Below are 16,792 nucleotides of genomic sequence, written 5' to 3' on the forward strand. Positions count from 1 at the left end.
TGGGCGAAGACCGACCCGACCACCGGCCGCGCCGCGCGCGCCGCGGCATCGTCAGGAGCACCGTGAGCCCGCACCGCCCGGCCGTGAACGCGGCACTGCTGCTGCCCGGCACCGCGGTGGCCGCGCTGCTGCTGACCGGCTGCGGCGACGCGGGCGAGCTCCGGAGCGCCGGCCCCACCCCGACGGCCGTCGGCCCGGTGCGGCTGTGGCCCGACCTGCCGCCCGTCACGGCGCCCCCGTACGACTACGGCGAGAGCGACACCGCGAAGGTGCCCGGCGTCCGCGTCCCCGGCGGCGACGTCCACCGCGTCGATCCGGTGGCGGTCGTCCAGGCCGAGGTGGCGGCCCATCCCGACGAGTACAGCGGGCCGGACGGCATGTACAAGGAGACGGTCGTCCGGATCCGCGAGTGCGGGCGCAAGCCGAGGGAGTGCCCGGTGATGACGCCGTACTACCGGGACCTGACCGGGGACGGCAAGGACGAACTGGTCGTCGGCATCCGCATGCCCGACCAGCAGACCGGCCTCCGCGTGTACATGCCCGGGAAGGACGACCTGACCCGGATCATGTCCACCATCGACCAGGTGGTGGGCGTGCAGCTCGCCGGCAAGGACCTGGTCGTCCGGGTGGTCTCGGCCGGCATCCCCGGCTACGAGTACCGCACCGCCTGGTCGTGGGACGCCCAGCAGCAGGCGATGCTGCCGACCAGGGACGAGATCGTGCGGGTCAAGCCGGTGCCGCCGGAGCAGGCCACGGAGGAGCCCTCCCCGTCACCCTCGGGCGGTGCGTGATGCGGCGTCCGCGGCCGCCCGCCTGGATGGCGACCCTCACCTGGAAGGCCGGGCTCTTCATCACGGTGATGTGCTGCGCGCTGGCCGCCCTGCTGGGCGCCCTCGTGCACGTCTCGGTGACCCGGCAGACGGTGGACACGGCCCGGGAGAAGGCGCTGGACCGGCTGGAGGAGGTGACGCACGCGTACGAGGCGGGCGAGCCGCTCCCGCCGTACGCGGGCGTCGACCCGGACGGCCTGCCGTCACCGCTGCGCGCCCTCGCCCTCCGGGGCGACCGCGGCACCCTGGTCGCCGACGACCCGGCGGGCCGGCCCACCATGTGGGCGGCCGGCCCCGCCGACGGCCGGGCACTGGCGGTACGGGTGGACTACTCGCTGAGCGCGAGCACCATCAGCGGGCTGGACCAGGCGATCGTGGGCTCGTCGGTGCTGGCCATCGGGGCGACCCTGCTGGTCGGTTCGTTCGCGGTGACCCGGGTGACGCGGCGGCTGCACCTGACCGCGCAGGTCGCGCGGCGGATCAGCGCCGGCGACCTGGACGCGCGCGTCAACGACCCCCGCACCCGGGACCCCGCGCACCCGGAGGACGAGGTGGCCACGGTGTCGGGGGCGCTGGACACCATGGCCTCCAGCCTCCAGGGCAAACTGCTGAGCGAACAGCGGTTCACGGCGGACGTGGCGCATGAGCTGCGCACCCCGCTCACGGGACTCTCCGCGGCGGCCGAACTGCTGCCGCCGGGCCGGCCCGCGGAGCTCGTACGGGACCGCGTGAAGGCGATGCGGGCGCTGACGGAGGACCTGCTGGAGATCTCCCGGCTGGACGCGCGCACCGCGGAGGTCGACCTCGACGTGCACGAACTGGGCCCGCTGGCGCGGCGGGTGGTGCGGGCGTCGGGCACCGGCACGGAGGTACGGGTCGTCAGGGACGCGCGCGTGGAGACGGACAAACGGCGCCTGGAGCGGGTGCTCGGGAACCTGGTGGCCAACGCCCACAAGCACGGCCGGCCGCCGGTCACCCTGACGGTGGACGGCCCGGTGGCGACGGTCCGCGACCACGGGGCGGGGTACCCGGAGTACCTCCTGGAGCACGGGCCGCAGCGGTTCCGCACGGAGAGCGGCGGCAAGGGCCACGGCCTGGGGCTGACGATCGCGGCGGGGCAGGCGGCGGTGATCGGCGCGGAGCTGCGGTTCGCGAACGCGCCGGACGGCGGCGCCGAAGCCCGGCTGACCCTCCCCGAATACCGCCCGGACCCCTGACCCTCCCCGCCGGGTGCCGTACCCCCTCGCTGGGGGCGGGTGGGGCGGTCACCACCGGTGGGCGGTGGGGCACGACCCGGGCCCGGGAGGGGCGCCAGGTCCGACATAACGGACATACGCCGCGCTACGTTGCGGAGCATGACCGCAACGAGGGCGCCCGGGCGCCGGGGAGTCGAGCTGTCCCTCCTGGTCGGCGCCGTGCTCATCTCCGTGCACGGCTACATCGGTGTCGGACTCGCCCGCAACGGCGCCGTACCCCCCGACGCCGCCGCCTACGGGGCCGGCCTCGGTCTGCTCGCGCTGCTCGCGCACCTCGCGGTCCGCCTCCGCGCCCCGTACGCCGACCCCCTGCTGCTGCCCATCGCGGTGCTGCTCAACGGCCTCGGCCTGGTCCTGATCTACCGCCTCGACCTGGAGACCCCCGCCGACCACGCCGCGCCCACGCAGCTTGTGTGGTCCACCCTGGGCGTCGGGCTGTTCATCGCGGTCGTCGTCCTGCTGCGCGACCACCGGACGTTGCAGGGCTACGCGTACGTCTCCGTCGCGGCCGCCCTGTTCCTGCTGCTCGTGCCGATCTTCTTCCCCGCCGTCAACGGCGCCAAGATCTGGATCCGGATCGGCGGCCTCTCCTTCCAGCCGGGCGAGTTCGCCAAGATCCTGCTGGCCGTCTTCTTCGCCGCGTACCTCGCCGCCAACCGCCACGCCCTCGCCCACACCGGCCGCCGGGTGTGGGGGGTGCGGCTGCCGGCCGGGCGGGTACTGGGGCCGGTCGTGGCGATCTGGCTGGTGAGCGTGGGCGTACTGGTGCTGGAGCGGGACCTCGGCACCTCGCTGCTGTTCTTCGGGCTGTTCGTGATCCTGCTGTACGTGGCCACCGGCCGCACCGGCTGGGTCGCCGTCGGGCTGCTGCTCGCCGCGGCCGGGGCGTTCGTGGTCGGGGGTCTCGAACCGCACGTCCACGGCCGGGTGGAGGACTGGCTGCATCCCTTCGCCTCCATCGAGGCGGGTCAGGGCCCCGGTCAGCTCGCCCAGTCGCTGTTCGCGTTCGCCGCCGGCGGGATGCTCGGCACGGGGCTGGGGCTGGGCGACTCGGTGCTGATCGGGTTCGCCGCGAAGTCCGACTTCATCCTGGCCACGGCGGGCGAGGAGCTGGGGCTGGTCGGGCTGACGGCCGTCTTCCTGCTGTACGCCCTGCTGGTGGCGCGCGGGTTCGGGACCGGCCTCGCGCTGCGGGACCCGTTCGGCCGGCTGCTCGCCACCGGGCTCTCCTCCATCCCGGCCCTCCAGGCGTTCGTCATCGCCGGCGGGGTGATGGGGCTGATCCCGCTGACCGGCATGGCCATGCCGTTCCTGGCGCAGGGCGGTTCGTCGGTCGTCACCAACTGGATCATCGTGGCCCTGCTGATCCGGGTCAGCGACTGCGCCCGCGCCCCCGAACCGCCGGGCGTCGAGCCGGGCGCGGTGCTGCCCGCCGTGGAGGAGGTCCGGTGATCCGCTGCATCCGGCACGCCGCCGCCCTGTGCCTGCTCCTGCTCGCCGCGCTGCTGGTCAACGCCGCCCGTGTGCAGATCGTCGAGGCACCGGAGCTGGACGCGAAGCAGGGCAACCGGCGGCCCGTGATGGCCCGTTACGCCGAGCCGCGCGGCGACATCCTGGTCGACGGCAGGCCCGTCACCGGCTCCAAGGACACCGGCGAGCAGCTTCGCCACGAGCGCACGTACACCGAGGGGCCGCTGTACGCCCCGGTGACCGGGTACGCCTCGCAGACGTACGGCACCACCCTGCTGGAGAACGCCGAGGACCCCGTCCTGTCGGGGACGAGCCCGATGCTGACGCCCTTCCCCTTCTGGTACGACCTCAGCCGCACCCGCCCCCCGGGCGGGAACGTCGTCACCACGATCCGCGAGCCGCTGCAACGCGTCGCGTACGAGGGGCTCGACGGCAGGCGGGGGGCGGTCGCCGCCATCGAGCCGTCCAGCGGCCGCATCCTGGCGCTGGTGAGCAGCCCCTCGTACGATCCGGGGCTGCTGTCCGGGACGGGCAGGGGCGTGGCGGCGGCGTGGCGGCGGCTGAACGCGGCGCGGGAGCAGCCGATGCTGAACCGGGCGCTGCGGCAGACCTATCCGCCCGGCTCCGCGTTCAAGATCGTGACGGCGGCGGCGGCGATGGACGCGGGAGTGGTCACGGACGTCGACGCCCCGACCGGCACGCCCGACCCGTACCTGCTGCCCGGCACCCGGACCGTGCTGCCCAACGAGGCGAAGGGGTGCGGCGGGGCTTCGCTGGCCTACGCGATCCGCTGGTCCTGCAACACGGTGATGGCCCACCTGGGGGTGAAGGTGGGGACCGCCGGGATGTCCGAGGCGGTGGGGCGGTTCGGGTTCAACGACGCCTCGCTGCGCGTCCCGTCGGTGGTGGCCAGGTCGAACTTCGACGACGGGATGTCCGCCGACCGGCTCGCGCTCTCGGCCATCGGCCAGTACGACACCACGGCCACCCCGCTCCAGATGGCGATGGTGGCGGCCGCCGTGGCCAACGGCGGGGAGATCGTCCAGCCGCACCTGGTGGACCGGACGACGACCTCGGACGGCGACACGGTGACGCAGCACGTCCGGCGCGGCTACCGGCAGGCGATGCTGCCGCCGACCGCGCTGCGGCTCCAGCGGTTGATGGTGGAGGTGGTCGAGGGCGGCTCGGGCAGCAACGCGGCGATCCCGGGTGCGACGGTCGGCGGAAAGACCGGCACGGCGCAGCACGGGCTGGGCAACACGGGCACGCCGTACGCGTGGTTCATCGGCTGGGCGCAGGCCGGGGGGTCGGGGCGGGCGGCGGTCGCGGTGGCGGTGGTCGTGGAGGACGCGTCGGCCAACCGGGAGGACATCAGCGGCGGCGGCAGCGCGGCGCCCGTCGCCCGGGCGGTGATGGAGGCCGCGCTGCGCGAGGAGGAGCGGCGCGGCCCCGGGCGCCTCGGCGGACGGGACGGGGCGGGCGGGCCGTTCGGGCCGTGACACCGCCCCGGCCGGGTCAGCCGATCGGCTTGCGCATCTCCTCGCGGACCTTCAGGGTCAGCTCGGCGGCCGCCGCGAGGTCGATGTCGCCGGGCTTCTGGTCGAGCCGCGAGGCGTCGACCACGCCGACCCCGGCGACGGTGTTGTCGTCGCCCCAGGCGCACATCGGGAAGGTCACCTCGTTGCCCGCCTCGGTGTTGGAGAGCACCTCGCACTCGACCTTGACGTCCGAGCCGGCGGGGGTGACGTCCTTGGCCGGCTGCTCGATTTTGGCGTTCTGCGCGGTGCCCGCCCCGCGCAGCAGGCTGCGGCGCTCGGTGTCGGGGCGCTTGACCTGCCCGTAGTAGCCGGAGACGACCAGCGCCTTGACCGCGCCGTCCTTCTGGGCGGTGTACTGGGCGACGGCCGCGCCGTCCGTGCGGACGGTGGAGCTGTAGGTGTCCTCCAGCAGCTTCTTGCCCTCGGTGCCGGACATGTCCTGGGCGAGCGTGTACTCGCCGCCCACCAGGGTCTTGGGGACCACGAGCTTGTGGGTGGCCGCCGGGAAGGGCGTGCCGCCGCCGGAGCCGTCGACGACCATCTTCACGCCGTAGCCGAGGCAGCCGAGCAGGACCAGCGACCCGGCGACGATCCCGACGACCAGTCCGGTGCGCTTCTTGCGCGGCGGCGGGGCGCCGTAGGGGACGCCGCCGTACGGCCCGGGGTACTGCTGCGGGAAGCCGGGCTGCGGGCCGGGCGGCTGCGCACCGGGGTACGGAGCCGGCCCGGGTGCTTGCGGGTAGGGGCCGGGCTGGGCGCCGTACGGGCCGGGCTGCTGCGGGGACGGAGGCGGCATGGTCATGCCGTCAGGCTACGTCACGGGCGCGAAGGCCCCGGTCACGCGCCGCCCTCCGCGAAGGCCCCGGTCACGCGCCGCCCTCCGCGATCGCCTCGGTCACCTCGGCGACCCGCTCGGCCTCCTCCGCCGCGAAGCGCTCGCGGTCGAGCGCCTCGGCGATCTCCTCGTCCTGGGTCATCAGCAGGTCCAGGTTGGAGTCGCCGAGTTCGAAGACGCCCATGTCCACGTACGCCTTCTGGAGCCGCTCGCCCCACAGGCCGATGTCCTTGACGCAGGGGACGATGCGGCTGAAGAGGAGCTTGCGGAACAGGTGCAGGAACTCGGACTCCTCGGAGAACTGCTCGGCCTCCTTCCGGGACACCCCGAAGTTCTCCAGCACCTCCACGCCCCGCAGCCGGTCGCGCATGAGGTAGCAGCCCTCGATGACGAACTCCTCGCGTTCGCGCAGTTCGGCGTCGGTGAGCTGCTTGTAGTAGTCGCGGAGGGCCATGCGGCCGAAGGCGACGTGCCGGGCCTCGTCCTGCATGACGTAGGCGAGTATCTGCTTGGGCAGCGGCTTGTCGGTGGTGTCCCGGATCATCCCGAACGCGGCGAGCGCGAGGCCCTCGATGAGGACCTGCATGCCGAGGTAGGGCATGTCCCAGCGGGAGTCGCGGAGGGTGTCGCCCAGCAGGCCCTGGAGGTTGTCGTTGATCGGGTACAGCATCCCGATCTTCTCGTGCAGGAAGCGGCCGTAGATCTCGGCGTGCCGGGCCTCGTCCATCGTCTGGGTGGCGGAGTAGAACTTGGCGTCCATGTCGGGCACGGACTCGACGATCCGGGCGGCGCAGATCATGGCGCCCTGCTCACCGTGCAGGAACTGGCTGAACTGCCAGGAGGCGTAGTGCTTGCGCAGCTCGCCCTTGTCCTTGTCGGTCATCTTGGCCCAGTGGCGCGTCCCGTACAGCGTCAGGGCCTCGTCGGGGGTGCCCAGGGGGTCGTACGGGTCGACCTCGAGGTCCCAGTCGATGCGCCGGGCGCCGTCCCACTGCTTGTCCTTGCCCTTCTGGTAGAGGGCGAGCAGCCGGTCGCGGCCGTCGTCGTACTCCCAGCTGAAGCGGGCCGCGCCGGTGGCCGGCACCTGCCAGATCGGGTCTCCCGGGGCCTTGCTGTAGAGGTCATGCGACGACACGACGGCTCCTTCGCCTGTGCGCTGACGGGTGGTTGGCAGGCTCACACGTTGGTAGACGCCGGGTCAACAAGTCGGGCACAGGGGATTGACGGCCTTGCTGACAAGCAGTCTTATAAGGGATGACCCCCAGTAACGCCAACTGCGCGAGGTGCCCCGCCGATGACCACCGTGTCCGAACGCGACATACGTCTGCTCAGCGACGCGCTCGGCCCGCTCCGGGACCGCGAACAGGTCGCGGAGCGTCTGCTCGAGTCCTCCGCCAAGCACTCCTTCGACCCCGACAGGGAGCTGGACTGGGACGCCCCCGTCGAGGACGGCAAGTGGTTCTGGCCGCCCGAGCTGGTCTCCCTCTACGACACGCCGCTCTGGCGGCGGATGTCCGAGGAGCAGCGCATGGACCTGGCCCGGCACGAGGCGGCCTCGCTCGCCTCGCTGGGCATCTGGTTCGAGATCATCCTGATGCAGCTCCTGGTGCGGCACATCTACGACAAGTCGGTCACCAGCAACCACGTCCGGTACGCGCTCACCGAGATCGCCGACGAGTGCCGCCACTCGATGATGTTCGCCCGGATGATCCAGAAGGGCGGGACGCCCGCCTACCAGGTGCCGCGCGTCTACCACAACATGGCGCGGGTGCTGAAGACCGTGTCGACGACCCCCGGTTCGTTCGCCGCCACGCTGCTCGGCGAGGAGATCCTCGACTGGATGCAGCGCCTCACCTTCCCCGACGAGCGGGTCCAGACCCTGGTGCGCGGGGTGACCCGGATCCACGTGGTGGAGGAGGCCCGCCACGTGCGGTACGCCCGGGAGGAGCTGCGCCGCCAGATGGTCACCGCCCCGCGCTGGGAGCAGGAGTTCACCCGGATCAGCTGCGGCGAGGCGGCCCGCGTCTTCTCCGTCTGCTTCGTCAACCCCCAGGTGTACGAGAACGTCGGCCTCGACCGGCGCGAGGCCGTCGCCCAGGTCAGGGCCAGCGGTCACCGCCGCGAGGTCATGCAGTCGGGCGCCCGGCGGCTGACGGACTTCCTCGACGACATCGGGGTGCTGCGGGGCGTGGGGCGCAGGCTCTGGAAGAGTTCCGGCCTCCTCGCCTGAAGCCCGGCACCACGCCGGACGGGGCGGAGTTACGCTGCGGTCATGACCAGTGCCGCGACGCCCGCACCCGCGTACCGACGGCTGAGCGTCGAGGAGCGCCGTACGCAGCTCCTCGGCGTCGCCCTCTCGCTCTTCGCGCACCGGGCGCCGGAGGAGGTCTCCCTCGACGACGTCGCCGAGGCGGCCGGGGTCTCCCGGCCCCTGGTGTACCGCTATTTCGCCGGCGGCAAGCAGGAGTTGTACGAGGCCGCGCTGTGGTCGGCCGCCGACGAGCTGGAGCTGTGCTTCGCCGAGCCGCCGGTGGGCCCGCCCACCGAGCGGCTCACCCGGGTCCTCGACCGGTACCTCGCCTTCGTCGACCAGCACGACGCCGGGTTCAGCGCCCTGCTCCAGGGCGGCAGCGTCGCCGAGACGTCCCGCACCACCGCGATCGTCGACGGGGTGCGGCGCGCGGCCGCCGAGCAGATCCTGCTGCACCTGGGGGTGCCGGACCCGGGGCCGAGGCTGCGGATGATGGTGCGCACCTGGATCGCGGCTGTCGAGGCGGCGTCCCTCATCTGGCTGGACGAGGACAAGCGGCCGCCCGCCGCCGAGTTGCGCGCCTGGCTGGTCGACCACCTGGTCGCGCTGCTGACCGCGACCGCCGCCACCGACGAGCAGACGGCGGGCGCCGTGGCGGCGCTCCTGGCGCAGGAGACGGCCGAGGGACCGGTCGGCACCCTGGCACGCCGTGTGGTGCCCGTGGTGGGCGAGGCCGCGCACCTGCTGTGACACTGGCTGCCGTGCGAAGCGAGAACACCCCATTCCACGGCGGCCCGCTGGACGGCCGGATCCTGCCGGTGCTGACCGGCCCGACCGGCCACCCGCCCAAGTGGTACACCGTCCCCGTGCCCGACGAGGGCGGCGGCCCGCCCACCGTCCACGCCTACCGCCGGGTCCCCTCCGGCTACACCAGGCGCCTGGGCCTCCAGCGCGGCTGGAAGTACGAGTACGCCCCCGAGGGCCGCGAGCGGCGCGAGCTGAAGTGGCCGTGGTCACAGAAGTCGTAGGATCACGGGCATTCGCGCCGCCAAAGGGGGAGCTTCCGTATGGAACCGTCGTCGCCGCTTCAGCCGATCGAGCCGCTGCGGGACGGTGACCCCCGCCGGTGCGGGCCCTACACCGTGCTCGCGCGGACGCGGGAGTCGGCGAGCGCCGTGCGGTACCTGGCGCGGGACGACGCCGGCACGGTGGTCGTCGTCACCGCCGCGCCCGCCGCGCTCGCGGAACTCCCCGCCTTCCGGCGCCGGTTCGCGGCCGAGGCACGCACCGCCGAGCGGCTGGCCGGCGGCTGGGTGCCCGCGGCGCTGGAGGGCGCCGTGGACGGGCCGAGGCCGTGGACCGCGACGCCGTACGTGCCCGCGCTCACCCTCGCCGAAGCCGTCGCCCTGGCCGGGCCGCTGCCCGGGCGGGCGGTACGGGTGCTGGGCGCGGGGCTCGCCGAGACGCTGGCCCGGGTCCACGCCACCGGCGCCGTGCTGCACGGGCTCGCCCCCGGCACCGTCCTGCTGGCGCCGGACGGGCCGCGGCTGACCGCGTTCGGGGCGCTGGGCGCCGCCGAGTCGGCGGAGGCCCGGCCGGGCGGGCAGTTGTCGGTACGGCTCGGCTACCTCACCCCCGAACAGGCCGCCGGGCAGGAGCCGGGCCCGCCGTCGGACGTCTTCGTGCTCGGACTGCTGCTGGCGTACGCGGCGACCGGCACCCCTCCGCTGGCGGACGCGGCGGCCATCGCGGACGCCGAACCGGCGCTCGGCGCCGTGCCGGAGGACCTGCGCCCGCTGATCGCCCGGTGCCTCGCCAAGTCGCCGGAGGACCGGCCCGGGGCGGGGGAGGCCGCCGGGGCCCTCGCCCCGGAGGGCGCGTCCGCGCTCGCCGGGGACGGGTGGCTGCCCGACCGGGTGGCCGGGGCGCTGGACGAGCAGGCGGCACGGGTGGCCGCCCTGGTGGCGCCGCTGCCGCCCGGGCCCGACGGGGACGGCCGGACCGTCCGGGTGGGACGGCAGGTCCGGCGGCGCGACCCGGCCGGCCCGGGCCTGGTGGTGGCGCCCCGAACGCCCGACGCCGCCCCGCCGGCCCTCCTCCCGCCCGCCCCGCCGGCCACGTCCGACGTGCCGACCCCGTCCGGTCCGCCCGCCCCGCCGACCGCCCCGCCGCCGTCCACCGCGCCCGCCCCGCCGACCGCGCCGCCGCCGTCCACCGCTCCCGACCTGCCCGGCGGGGCCGCCGGGCCGGCGCCCGTGCTGGTACCGGGCCCCGCGTCCGCGCCCGCTGCCCCCGCGTCCGGGCCGTCCCGGCGGGGGCTGCTCACCGGGCTGGCCGCCGGGGTGACCGGTGCCGTCCTCGGGGGCGGCGGCGTGCTGGCCCTCGCCCCCGGTGACGGCGAGGAGCGGCGGCCCGACGCCAAGCCGCCCGCCCGCCCCCGCGCGGCGGTTCCCGGTGTGCCGCCCACGCCCCGCTGGGCGTACCGGCACCCCGCCGACGGACGCCCGTCGCCGAACGCCGCGGTCTGGCGGGACCGGGTGCTGGTCCTCACCACCGGCGCCCACACCACGGGCGTCGACCTCGCCGGCGGCCGGCGCCTGTGGCAGCGGGCCGACGCCGCCTCCGGCCACCCCGCCCTGACCCTGCCGGGCGGCCGGCCGGCGGTGGCCGGCGCGGACGGTTTCCGGCTGCTGTCCCCCACGGACGGCACGACCGCGGAGCGGCGGGCGTACCCGGCCGGCGTCCGCCTGGCGTCGGTCGCCGGGCAGTCCGGCGGCGTGGTCTGGTTCACCGGCACGCTCGCGGCCCGTACGTACCTCTTCGCGTACGACATCGAGCGGGCCCGGGAGCTGTGGCGCGTCCAGGTCCCCAACGGCCGTGCCCCGTACGCCCCGGCCTACGAGGTGCTGGCGCTGCGGCCGGACGCGCTGGTCGTCCGCCAGGACCCGAAGTCGCTGACGGCCGCGCAGGTCGAGGCCGCCAAGGGGCTCGCGGTCTTCTACGCGCACGACCGGGCCACCGGCGCCCGGCGGTGGTTCCGGTCCTTCGGCGGGGCGCTCCCGGGCGGCGCGGTGGCGGGGGACGGATCGGGGCGGCTGTACGCGGCGGTCCCGGGCGGGCTGTCCGCGTTCGACACCCGTACCCGCCGGACGCTGTGGCGGCTGCCCGGCGGCGCGGCCTTCGGGCGTCCCCAGGTGGTCGGCGGCACGCTGTACGTCGCGGACGGCGCCCGGACGGTGTACGCGGTCGACGCGGCGACCGGCCGGACGCGCTGGCGGCGGGACACGGAGGCGGCGGCCGGCGGTGACCTCCCGGGCGTGACCGTCGGCGCCGGCGGCCGCACCCTGCTCGTGGCGGACGGCTCGCAGGTCACCGCGTTCGCGGCGGGTGACGGGCGGCGGCTGTGGAAGTTCCAGGACGCCGGTGTCCAGGAGCCGGGCGGCCGGGAGGAGTCGGCCGCGTACGGGGTGCTCGCCGCCGGGCCCGCGGGCGCGGTCGTGCGCCGGGGCCGGATGTTCTACGCGCTGCCGGTGGAGTGACCCGCCCCACCGGGACGGGTGACCGCGTTGGGCCGATCCGCCCCCTCGGGCATTTCATACGTTAGTCGTATGATCCACCGCCCCATGATGGGGGCGGAGGTGATGCCATGTCAGGAAAACTGCTGCGCGCGGTCTGCGCGGCCGCACTGCTCGTCACGCTGCCCGCCGGACCCGCGTCCGCCGCCCCCGAACCGGCCGCTCCCGAACCGGCCGCTCCCGAACCGGCCGCCCCGGCCGGGGTGCCGGAGCTGCTCACCCGGTTGCGCACCCTGTACCAGCAGGCGGAAGAGGCGACCGAGACGTACAACGCCACCGAGGAGGAGCTGAAGGCGCTCGCCGCCGAGACGAAGAAGCTGACCGGCGACCTGACCAGGACGCGCGACGCCCTGGCCCGCAGCCGCGCGGAAGCGGGCCGGCTGGCCCGCGCCCAGTACCAGGGGCGCACCGACTTCTCCTCCTCGCTGCGGCTGCTCCTCGCCCGCGACCCCGACCACGCCCTGGACCAGCACCACCTGCTCCGGCGCGCGGCGCGCGAACGGGCCGCCACCGTCGCCCGGCTGGAGAAGGGCACGAAGCGGGCGGACCTGCTGGCGGCGGCGTCCCGTGAGGCGCTGGACCGGGAGCGGGCGCTGGCGGAGAAGCAGCGGGCGGCCCGGGACGACGTCACCGCCCGGCTGAAGGAGGTCGAGGAGACCCTCGCCGGACTGTCGGACGAGGAGGTCGGGGAACTGACCGCCCTGGAGGAGACGGAGACCGCCGACGCCCAGCGGGAACTCCTCGCCACCGGACGGCTGGAAGGCGCCCGCACCCCTTCCGAACTGGGCGACCAGGCTCTGGCGTACGCCGCCGGCCAGATCGGCAAGCCGTACGCCTGGGGCGCCGAGGGGCCGGAGTCGTTCGACTGCTCGGGCCTGACCTCCCGGGCGTGGGCCGCGGCGGGCCGCGCCATCCCCCGCACCAGCCAGGAGCAGTGGCGCACCCTGCCCAAGGTCCCGCTGCGCGCGCTGCGCCCCGGCGACCTGGTGGTGTACTTCCCGAAGGCCACCCACGTGGCGATCTACCTCGGTGACGGCAAGGTCATCCAGGCGCCGCGCCCCGGCGCCCGGGTCAAGGTGTCCCCCATCGCCGCGAACCCGCTCCTCGGCGCGGTACGCCCCGACCCCGCGGCCCGCCCCCTCCGCTCCTACACCCCGCCCGGGCTGCCCACCGGCGCGGCGGGCGGCTCCGACGAGGGGTACGACACGGGGTACGGGGCGGGCTGACGGCCGGGCGGCGGGGGGCGGGCCGGCCACAGCTCACGGTCCGGTGACGGCACCGGACACCGCGGCCCCCGCCCTCCGGGGGAGGCCGATACTTTCCGGACACCCCCTAGCCCGCCCGTTGGGCGGCGAGGGCACGGCCGATGGCGCGGGCCCCCTCGGGGAAGGCGCCGGGGTGGGGGCCGGAGTAGTTGAGGCGGAGGTACGCCCCGGTCGGCTCGGCGGGGAACCACTCCCCGCCGGGGGCGACGACCACACCCGCGCTCTCGCAGTCGCGGACGAGCCGGGGCAGGTCGGTGGCGTCCGGCAGCCGGACCCAGAGGTTCAGCCCTCCTTCCGGGACCGTCTCCAGGCGGGCGTCGGGCACGTGTTCGGCGAGCGCGCCGACGAGCAGGTCGCGGCGCGCGGCCAGTTGGCGGCGGAGACCGCGCAGATGGGTGCGCCAGGCGGGCTGCGTGACCACGTCGAGCGCCACCGCCTGGAGGATGCCGCTGACGTACATGGACTCGGCCTGGGCGTCGGCGAGGATGCGCTCGCGGGCCGGGCCCCGGGCGGTGATCGCGGCGATCCGGACGGCCGGGGAGACGCTCTTGGTCAGCGAACGCAGGTGGACGACGTGGCCGCTGTCGTCGCGGACGGCGAGCGGAACCGGGTCGGCGGTGATGCCGAAGTCGTGCGCCCAGTCGTCCTCGATCAGGAACGCCCCGTACGCGCGCACGGCGTCGAGGACCCGGTCGGCCAGGCCGGGCGACCACCGGGCGCCGGTGGGGTTGGCGAAGTTCGGCTGGGCGTAGAAGGCGCGGGCCCCGGTCCGCTCGAACGCCCGGGCCAGCTCCTCCGGGTCGGGGCCGTCCGCCCCGCTGGGGACGGGGACCAGCCGCACGCCCGCCAGCGCGGCGGCGAGGATCGCGCCCCAGTAGGTCGGCGACTCCACCAGCAGCGGGCGGCCCGCGCCGACCAGGGCGCGGAAGACGGTGCTCAGCCCGCTCTGGCTGCCGGGGAAGACCACCACGTCGCTCGGGGCCGGCGGCGCGGTCCCGGCCGGCGTCGCGGATCCGAGCTCGGCGGCGAACCACGCCTGTAGTTCCGGCAGCCCCGCGGCCGGCGGACGGCTGACCGCGGCGTCCCCCCGGGCCGCCCGGGTGAACGCCGCCCGGACCAGGCGCTCGGGCAGCAACTCCCGGTCCGGGTAGCCCGAGTGCAGCGCGATCACGTCGTTCGGGACGGGCCGCAGCGCGGCCGACACCTGCGGGATGCGGTGCTGCGGCGAGCCGAGGGCGGCGGTCTGCCACCCGTAGTCGTGGGGGCGGGCCACGCGCACCGCCCGCACGAAGGTGCCCACGCCGGGCCGGCTCTCCACCGTCCCTTGCGCGGCCAGCGTCCGCAGCGCCTTCTGCACCGTCACCGGACTCGCCCCGTACCGCGCCACCAGGGAACGGGTGGACGGCAGCCGGGCTCCTGGCGCCGCCGTGGAGATCCACTCGCTCAGCCCCGCGACGATCCGCGCACTGCTATCGTTGTTCATGACACACAACAGTAGCGCTACTCTCCCCGCGGCCCCGGTGCTATCCCCGAGCCGAGCCGGTCTCGGATGGGGTCTGCTCGGAGTCGCGGCCTTCTCCTTCACCGTGCCGTTCACCCGGGTCGCCGTCGGGGGCGGCGGGATGTCGCCGCTGTTCATCGGCTCCGGGCGGGCCGTCGTCGCCGCCGTGCTCGCGGCCGCCGCCCTGCTGCTCACCCGGCAGCGGCTGCCCCGGGGCGTCCAGTGGGCCCGGCTGGCGGTCGTCGCGGGCGGGGTGGTCGTGGGCTTCCCCGTCCTCACCTCGTACGCCCTCACCACCGCGTCGGCCGGTCACAGCGCCGTCGTGATCGCGCTCCTGCCGGCCGTGACCGCGGTGATCGCCGTGCTGCGCGGCCATGAACGTCCCCCGGCCCGCTTCTGGGGCCTGGCGGCCGTCGGCGCCGTCGCCGCCATCGGCTTCGCCTCGGCGCAGGGCGGCGGCCTCGGGGGCCTGCGCTGGTCCGACCTGCTGCTCCTCGGCGCCGTCCTCGCCGCCGGCACCGGCTACGCCGAAGGCGGCCTCCTGGCCCGGGAGCTGGGCGCCTGGCAGACGATCTCCTGGGCGCTCGTCCTGTCCGCGCCCCTGATGGTCACCCTGACCGCCCACGCCATGGCGTCGCACACCCCGGCCGGTGGCCCGCTCGAATGGGCCGCGTTCGCCTACCTCGGGGTGGTCAGCATGTTCCTCGGCTTCTTCGCCTGGTACCGCGGCCTCGCGATCGGCCCGATGGCCCGCGTCAGCCAGATACAGCTCGTCCAGCCCGTCATGACCATCGGCTGGGCCGCGCTCCTCCTGCGCGAACCGCTCACTCGGCCCACCGTCCTCGGCGGCCTCGCCGTCATCGCCTCCGCCGCCCTCACCGTCCGCACCCGCCGGGGCCGCCCGGCGGACGGCGCCTGACCGCCAGGCGCGCCGGGGCCGAGGCGCGAAGGCGGGAAGGTGTGTGCCCCCGGCCCGTCGGGGCCGGGGGGACACGGAGTCACGAGGGGGCGGCCGGTGGCCGGTGCGCTACGCGCCGGAGACGGAGGCCAGGTACGCCGCGGTCTTCTCCGGGTCGTAGAAGAAGTTCTCGAAGTCGGCCGGGTCGTTGAAGCCGTTCGCGAAGCGGTCGGCGACGGGCTGGAGTTGCCCGGCGGCGCCGATGAGGTCGAGGACGTGCTCCGGCGGGACGCCGAGCATGGCGTTCGTCCACTTGGTGACGTGCTGCGCGGTGTCCCAGTAGCGGTCGAAGGTGGCGCGCATCCAGCTCTCGTCGAACGGCTGGTCACCGTGTTCCACGATGGACGCCAGGTAGGAGGCCGCGCACTTGGAGGCCGAGTTGGAGCCCTGGCCGGTGATCGGGTCGTTGGCGACGACGACGTCCGCGACACCGAGGACCAGGCCGCCGCCGGGCAGCCGGCCGATCGGGTTGCGGACGGTGGGGGCGTAGCGGCCGGCCAGCGTGCCGCCCGCGTCGGTCAGCTCGACCTTGGTGGCCCGCGCGTACTCCCAGGGCGTGTACTTCTCCATCAGCTCCAGCGTGAGCGCCAGGTGCTCCGAGGGGTCCTTCACCCCCTGGAAGACGTCGAGCGGGCCGCCCGGGAGCCCCTCCCAGAACAGGATGTCCGCCCGGCCGCTCGTCGTGAGCGTCGGCATCACGAACAGCTCGCCGACCCCCGGCACCAGGTTGCAGCGGACCGCGTCGAAGTCGGGGTGCTCGGGGCGCGGGCCCAGCCCGTGGACGTACGCGACGGCCAGCGCGCGCTGCGGCTCGCTGTACGGGGAGCGGGACGCGTCCCGGCCGAACATGGACACCAGCTCGCCCTTGCCGGCGGAGACCAGCACCAGGTCGTACGTGCGGGAGAAGTAGTCGAGGTCGGAGACGGCCGCCCCGTGGATGACGAGCTGGCCGCCGCGCTGGACGAAGGTCTCCATCCAGCCGGCCATCTTCACGCGCTGGTCGACGGACTGGGCGTACCCGTCGAGCCTGCCGACCCAGTCGACGGCGCGGGTGGAGTCCGGCGCGGCGACCGAGACGCCGAGGCCCTCGATACGCGGAGCCTGGGACTCCCAGAAGTTGATGCCGAGGTCCCGCTCGTGCTGGAGTGCGGTGTCGAACATGCACTGCGTCGACATGACCCGGCCGGCCCGGATCTCGTCCGCCGTGCGGTTGGACATCAGGGTGATCTCGTACCCCCGCGACTGGAGCCCGAGGGCGAGCTGGAGCCCGGACTGCCCGGCTCCGACGATGAGTATCTTCCGCATCGAGGGTC

Annotated in this window: 14 protein-coding genes; 10 read left to right on the plus strand and 4 right to left on the minus strand. The window is 75.0% G+C overall.

Annotation, left to right across the window (positions count from 1 at the left end; translation table 11 throughout):
• The first annotated feature begins 62 nt into the window (after positions 1 to 62).
• The 4 genes from ACF068_RS01295 to ACF068_RS01310 all read left to right on the plus strand — a co-directional run bounded on the left by ACF068_RS01295 (position 63) and on the right by ACF068_RS01310 (position 5,055).
• Positions 63 to 791 carry a hypothetical protein gene (locus ACF068_RS01295; RefSeq protein WP_392272073.1) on the plus strand — a complete coding sequence of 243 codons (729 nt, stop codon included), beginning with the start codon at positions 63 to 65 and terminating at the stop codon, positions 789 to 791.
• Positions 791 to 2,047, plus strand: a complete 1,257-nt coding sequence (locus tag ACF068_RS01300) for an ATP-binding protein (protein ID WP_392272074.1) — start codon at positions 791 to 793, stop codon at positions 2,045 to 2,047. Before ACF068_RS01295 ends, ACF068_RS01300 begins: the two co-directional genes overlap by 1 nt.
• A 138-nt stretch (positions 2,048 to 2,185) precedes the next feature.
• Positions 2,186 to 3,538, plus strand: coding sequence for an FtsW/RodA/SpoVE family cell cycle protein (locus ACF068_RS01305; protein ID WP_392272075.1), 1,353 nt, complete (start codon positions 2,186 to 2,188; stop codon positions 3,536 to 3,538).
• Positions 3,535 to 5,055 (plus strand): penicillin-binding transpeptidase domain-containing protein, encoded by a 1,521-nt coding sequence (locus ACF068_RS01310; RefSeq protein WP_392272076.1) that lies wholly within the window; start codon positions 3,535 to 3,537, stop codon positions 5,053 to 5,055. Before ACF068_RS01305 ends, ACF068_RS01310 begins: the two co-directional genes overlap by 4 nt.
• 16 nt (positions 5,056 to 5,071) lie before the next feature.
• On the opposite strand, the gene ACF068_RS01315 is transcribed toward ACF068_RS01310, so the two are convergent.
• Complete coding sequence (locus tag ACF068_RS01315) at positions 5,072 to 5,896, minus strand: hypothetical protein (RefSeq protein ID WP_392272077.1); 825 nt, start codon at positions 5,894 to 5,896, stop codon at positions 5,072 to 5,074.
• 64 nt (positions 5,897 to 5,960) lie between these two features.
• Positions 5,961 to 7,064: a ferritin-like domain-containing protein gene (locus ACF068_RS01320; RefSeq protein ID WP_392272078.1), complete on the minus strand. Its 1,104-nt coding sequence runs from the start codon at positions 7,062 to 7,064 to the stop codon at positions 5,961 to 5,963.
• A gap of 159 nt (positions 7,065 to 7,223) precedes the next feature.
• On the opposite strand from ACF068_RS01320, the gene ACF068_RS01325 reads away from it, so the two are divergent.
• The 5 genes from ACF068_RS01325 (at position 7,224) to ACF068_RS01345 (ending at position 12,981) form a co-directional block, all read left to right on the plus strand.
• On the plus strand, positions 7,224 to 8,159 hold the full coding sequence (locus ACF068_RS01325; protein ID WP_392272079.1) for a diiron oxygenase: 936 nt from the start codon (positions 7,224 to 7,226) through the stop codon (positions 8,157 to 8,159).
• Between the two features lie 42 nt (positions 8,160 to 8,201).
• Positions 8,202 to 8,930, plus strand: coding sequence for a TetR/AcrR family transcriptional regulator (locus ACF068_RS01330; protein ID WP_392272080.1), 729 nt, complete (start codon positions 8,202 to 8,204; stop codon positions 8,928 to 8,930).
• Between the two features lie 11 nt (positions 8,931 to 8,941).
• Positions 8,942 to 9,208, plus strand: a complete 267-nt coding sequence (locus ACF068_RS01335) for a hypothetical protein (protein WP_392272081.1) — start codon at positions 8,942 to 8,944, stop codon at positions 9,206 to 9,208.
• Positions 9,209 to 9,247: 39 nt separating this feature from the next.
• The gene (locus ACF068_RS01340; protein ID WP_392272082.1) at positions 9,248 to 11,719 is read left to right on the plus strand and encodes a PQQ-binding-like beta-propeller repeat protein; all 2,472 of its coding nucleotides are present in this window, start codon (positions 9,248 to 9,250) and stop codon (positions 11,717 to 11,719) included.
• A 107-nt stretch (positions 11,720 to 11,826) separates the two neighbouring features.
• A complete protein-coding gene (locus ACF068_RS01345) occupies positions 11,827 to 12,981 on the plus strand; it encodes an NlpC/P60 family protein (RefSeq protein ID WP_392272083.1) in 1,155 nt (384 codons plus the stop codon).
• Between the two features lie 106 nt (positions 12,982 to 13,087).
• Here ACF068_RS01345 and ACF068_RS01350 read toward each other — a convergent pair whose 3' ends face one another.
• Positions 13,088 to 14,503 carry a PLP-dependent aminotransferase family protein gene (locus tag ACF068_RS01350; protein WP_392272084.1) on the minus strand — a complete coding sequence of 472 codons (1,416 nt, stop codon included), beginning with the start codon at positions 14,501 to 14,503 and terminating at the stop codon, positions 13,088 to 13,090.
• Between the two features lie 37 nt (positions 14,504 to 14,540).
• Between ACF068_RS01350 and ACF068_RS01355 the strand changes: the two genes are divergently transcribed.
• Entirely contained in the window at positions 14,541 to 15,440 is a 900-nt protein-coding gene (locus ACF068_RS01355; RefSeq protein WP_392272085.1) for a DMT family transporter, read from the plus strand.
• Between the two features lie 108 nt (positions 15,441 to 15,548).
• Here the strand turns inward: ACF068_RS01355 and ACF068_RS01360 are convergent, their stop codons facing one another.
• Entirely contained in the window at positions 15,549 to 16,784 is a 1,236-nt protein-coding gene (locus ACF068_RS01360) for a styrene monooxygenase/indole monooxygenase family protein (RefSeq protein ID WP_392272086.1), read from the minus strand.
• Between the last annotated feature and the right edge of the window lie 8 nt (positions 16,785 to 16,792).

The sequence above is a fragment of the Streptomyces sp. NPDC016309 genome (assembly GCF_043077235.1).
Lineage (GTDB): Bacteria > Actinomycetota > Actinomycetes > Streptomycetales > Streptomycetaceae > Streptomyces.

What these genes read in the sequence shown, in the direction of transcription:
- ACF068_RS01330 (WP_392272080.1), top strand. Translation starts at nt 8,202, where the DNA reads ATGACCAGTGCCGCGACGCCCGCACCCGCGTACCGACGGCTGAGCGTC.
- ACF068_RS01305 (WP_392272075.1), top strand. Translation starts at nt 2,186, where the DNA reads ATGACCGCAACGAGGGCGCCCGGGCGCCGGGGAGTCGAGCTGTCCCTC.
- ACF068_RS01360 (WP_392272086.1), bottom strand. Translation starts at nt 16,784, where the DNA reads ATGCGGAAGATACTCATCGTCGGAGCCGGGCAGTCCGGGCTCCAGCTC.
- ACF068_RS01315 (WP_392272077.1), bottom strand. Translation starts at nt 5,896, where the DNA reads ATGACCATGCCGCCTCCGTCCCCGCAGCAGCCCGGCCCGTACGGCGCC.
- ACF068_RS01340 (WP_392272082.1), top strand. Translation starts at nt 9,248, where the DNA reads ATGGAACCGTCGTCGCCGCTTCAGCCGATCGAGCCGCTGCGGGACGGT.
- ACF068_RS01325 (WP_392272079.1), top strand. Translation starts at nt 7,224, where the DNA reads ATGACCACCGTGTCCGAACGCGACATACGTCTGCTCAGCGACGCGCTC.
- ACF068_RS01345 (WP_392272083.1), top strand. Translation starts at nt 11,827, where the DNA reads ATGTCAGGAAAACTGCTGCGCGCGGTCTGCGCGGCCGCACTGCTCGTC.
- ACF068_RS01300 (WP_392272074.1), top strand. Translation starts at nt 791, where the DNA reads ATGCGGCGTCCGCGGCCGCCCGCCTGGATGGCGACCCTCACCTGGAAG.
- ACF068_RS01350 (WP_392272084.1), bottom strand. Translation starts at nt 14,503, where the DNA reads ATGAACAACGATAGCAGTGCGCGGATCGTCGCGGGGCTGAGCGAGTGG.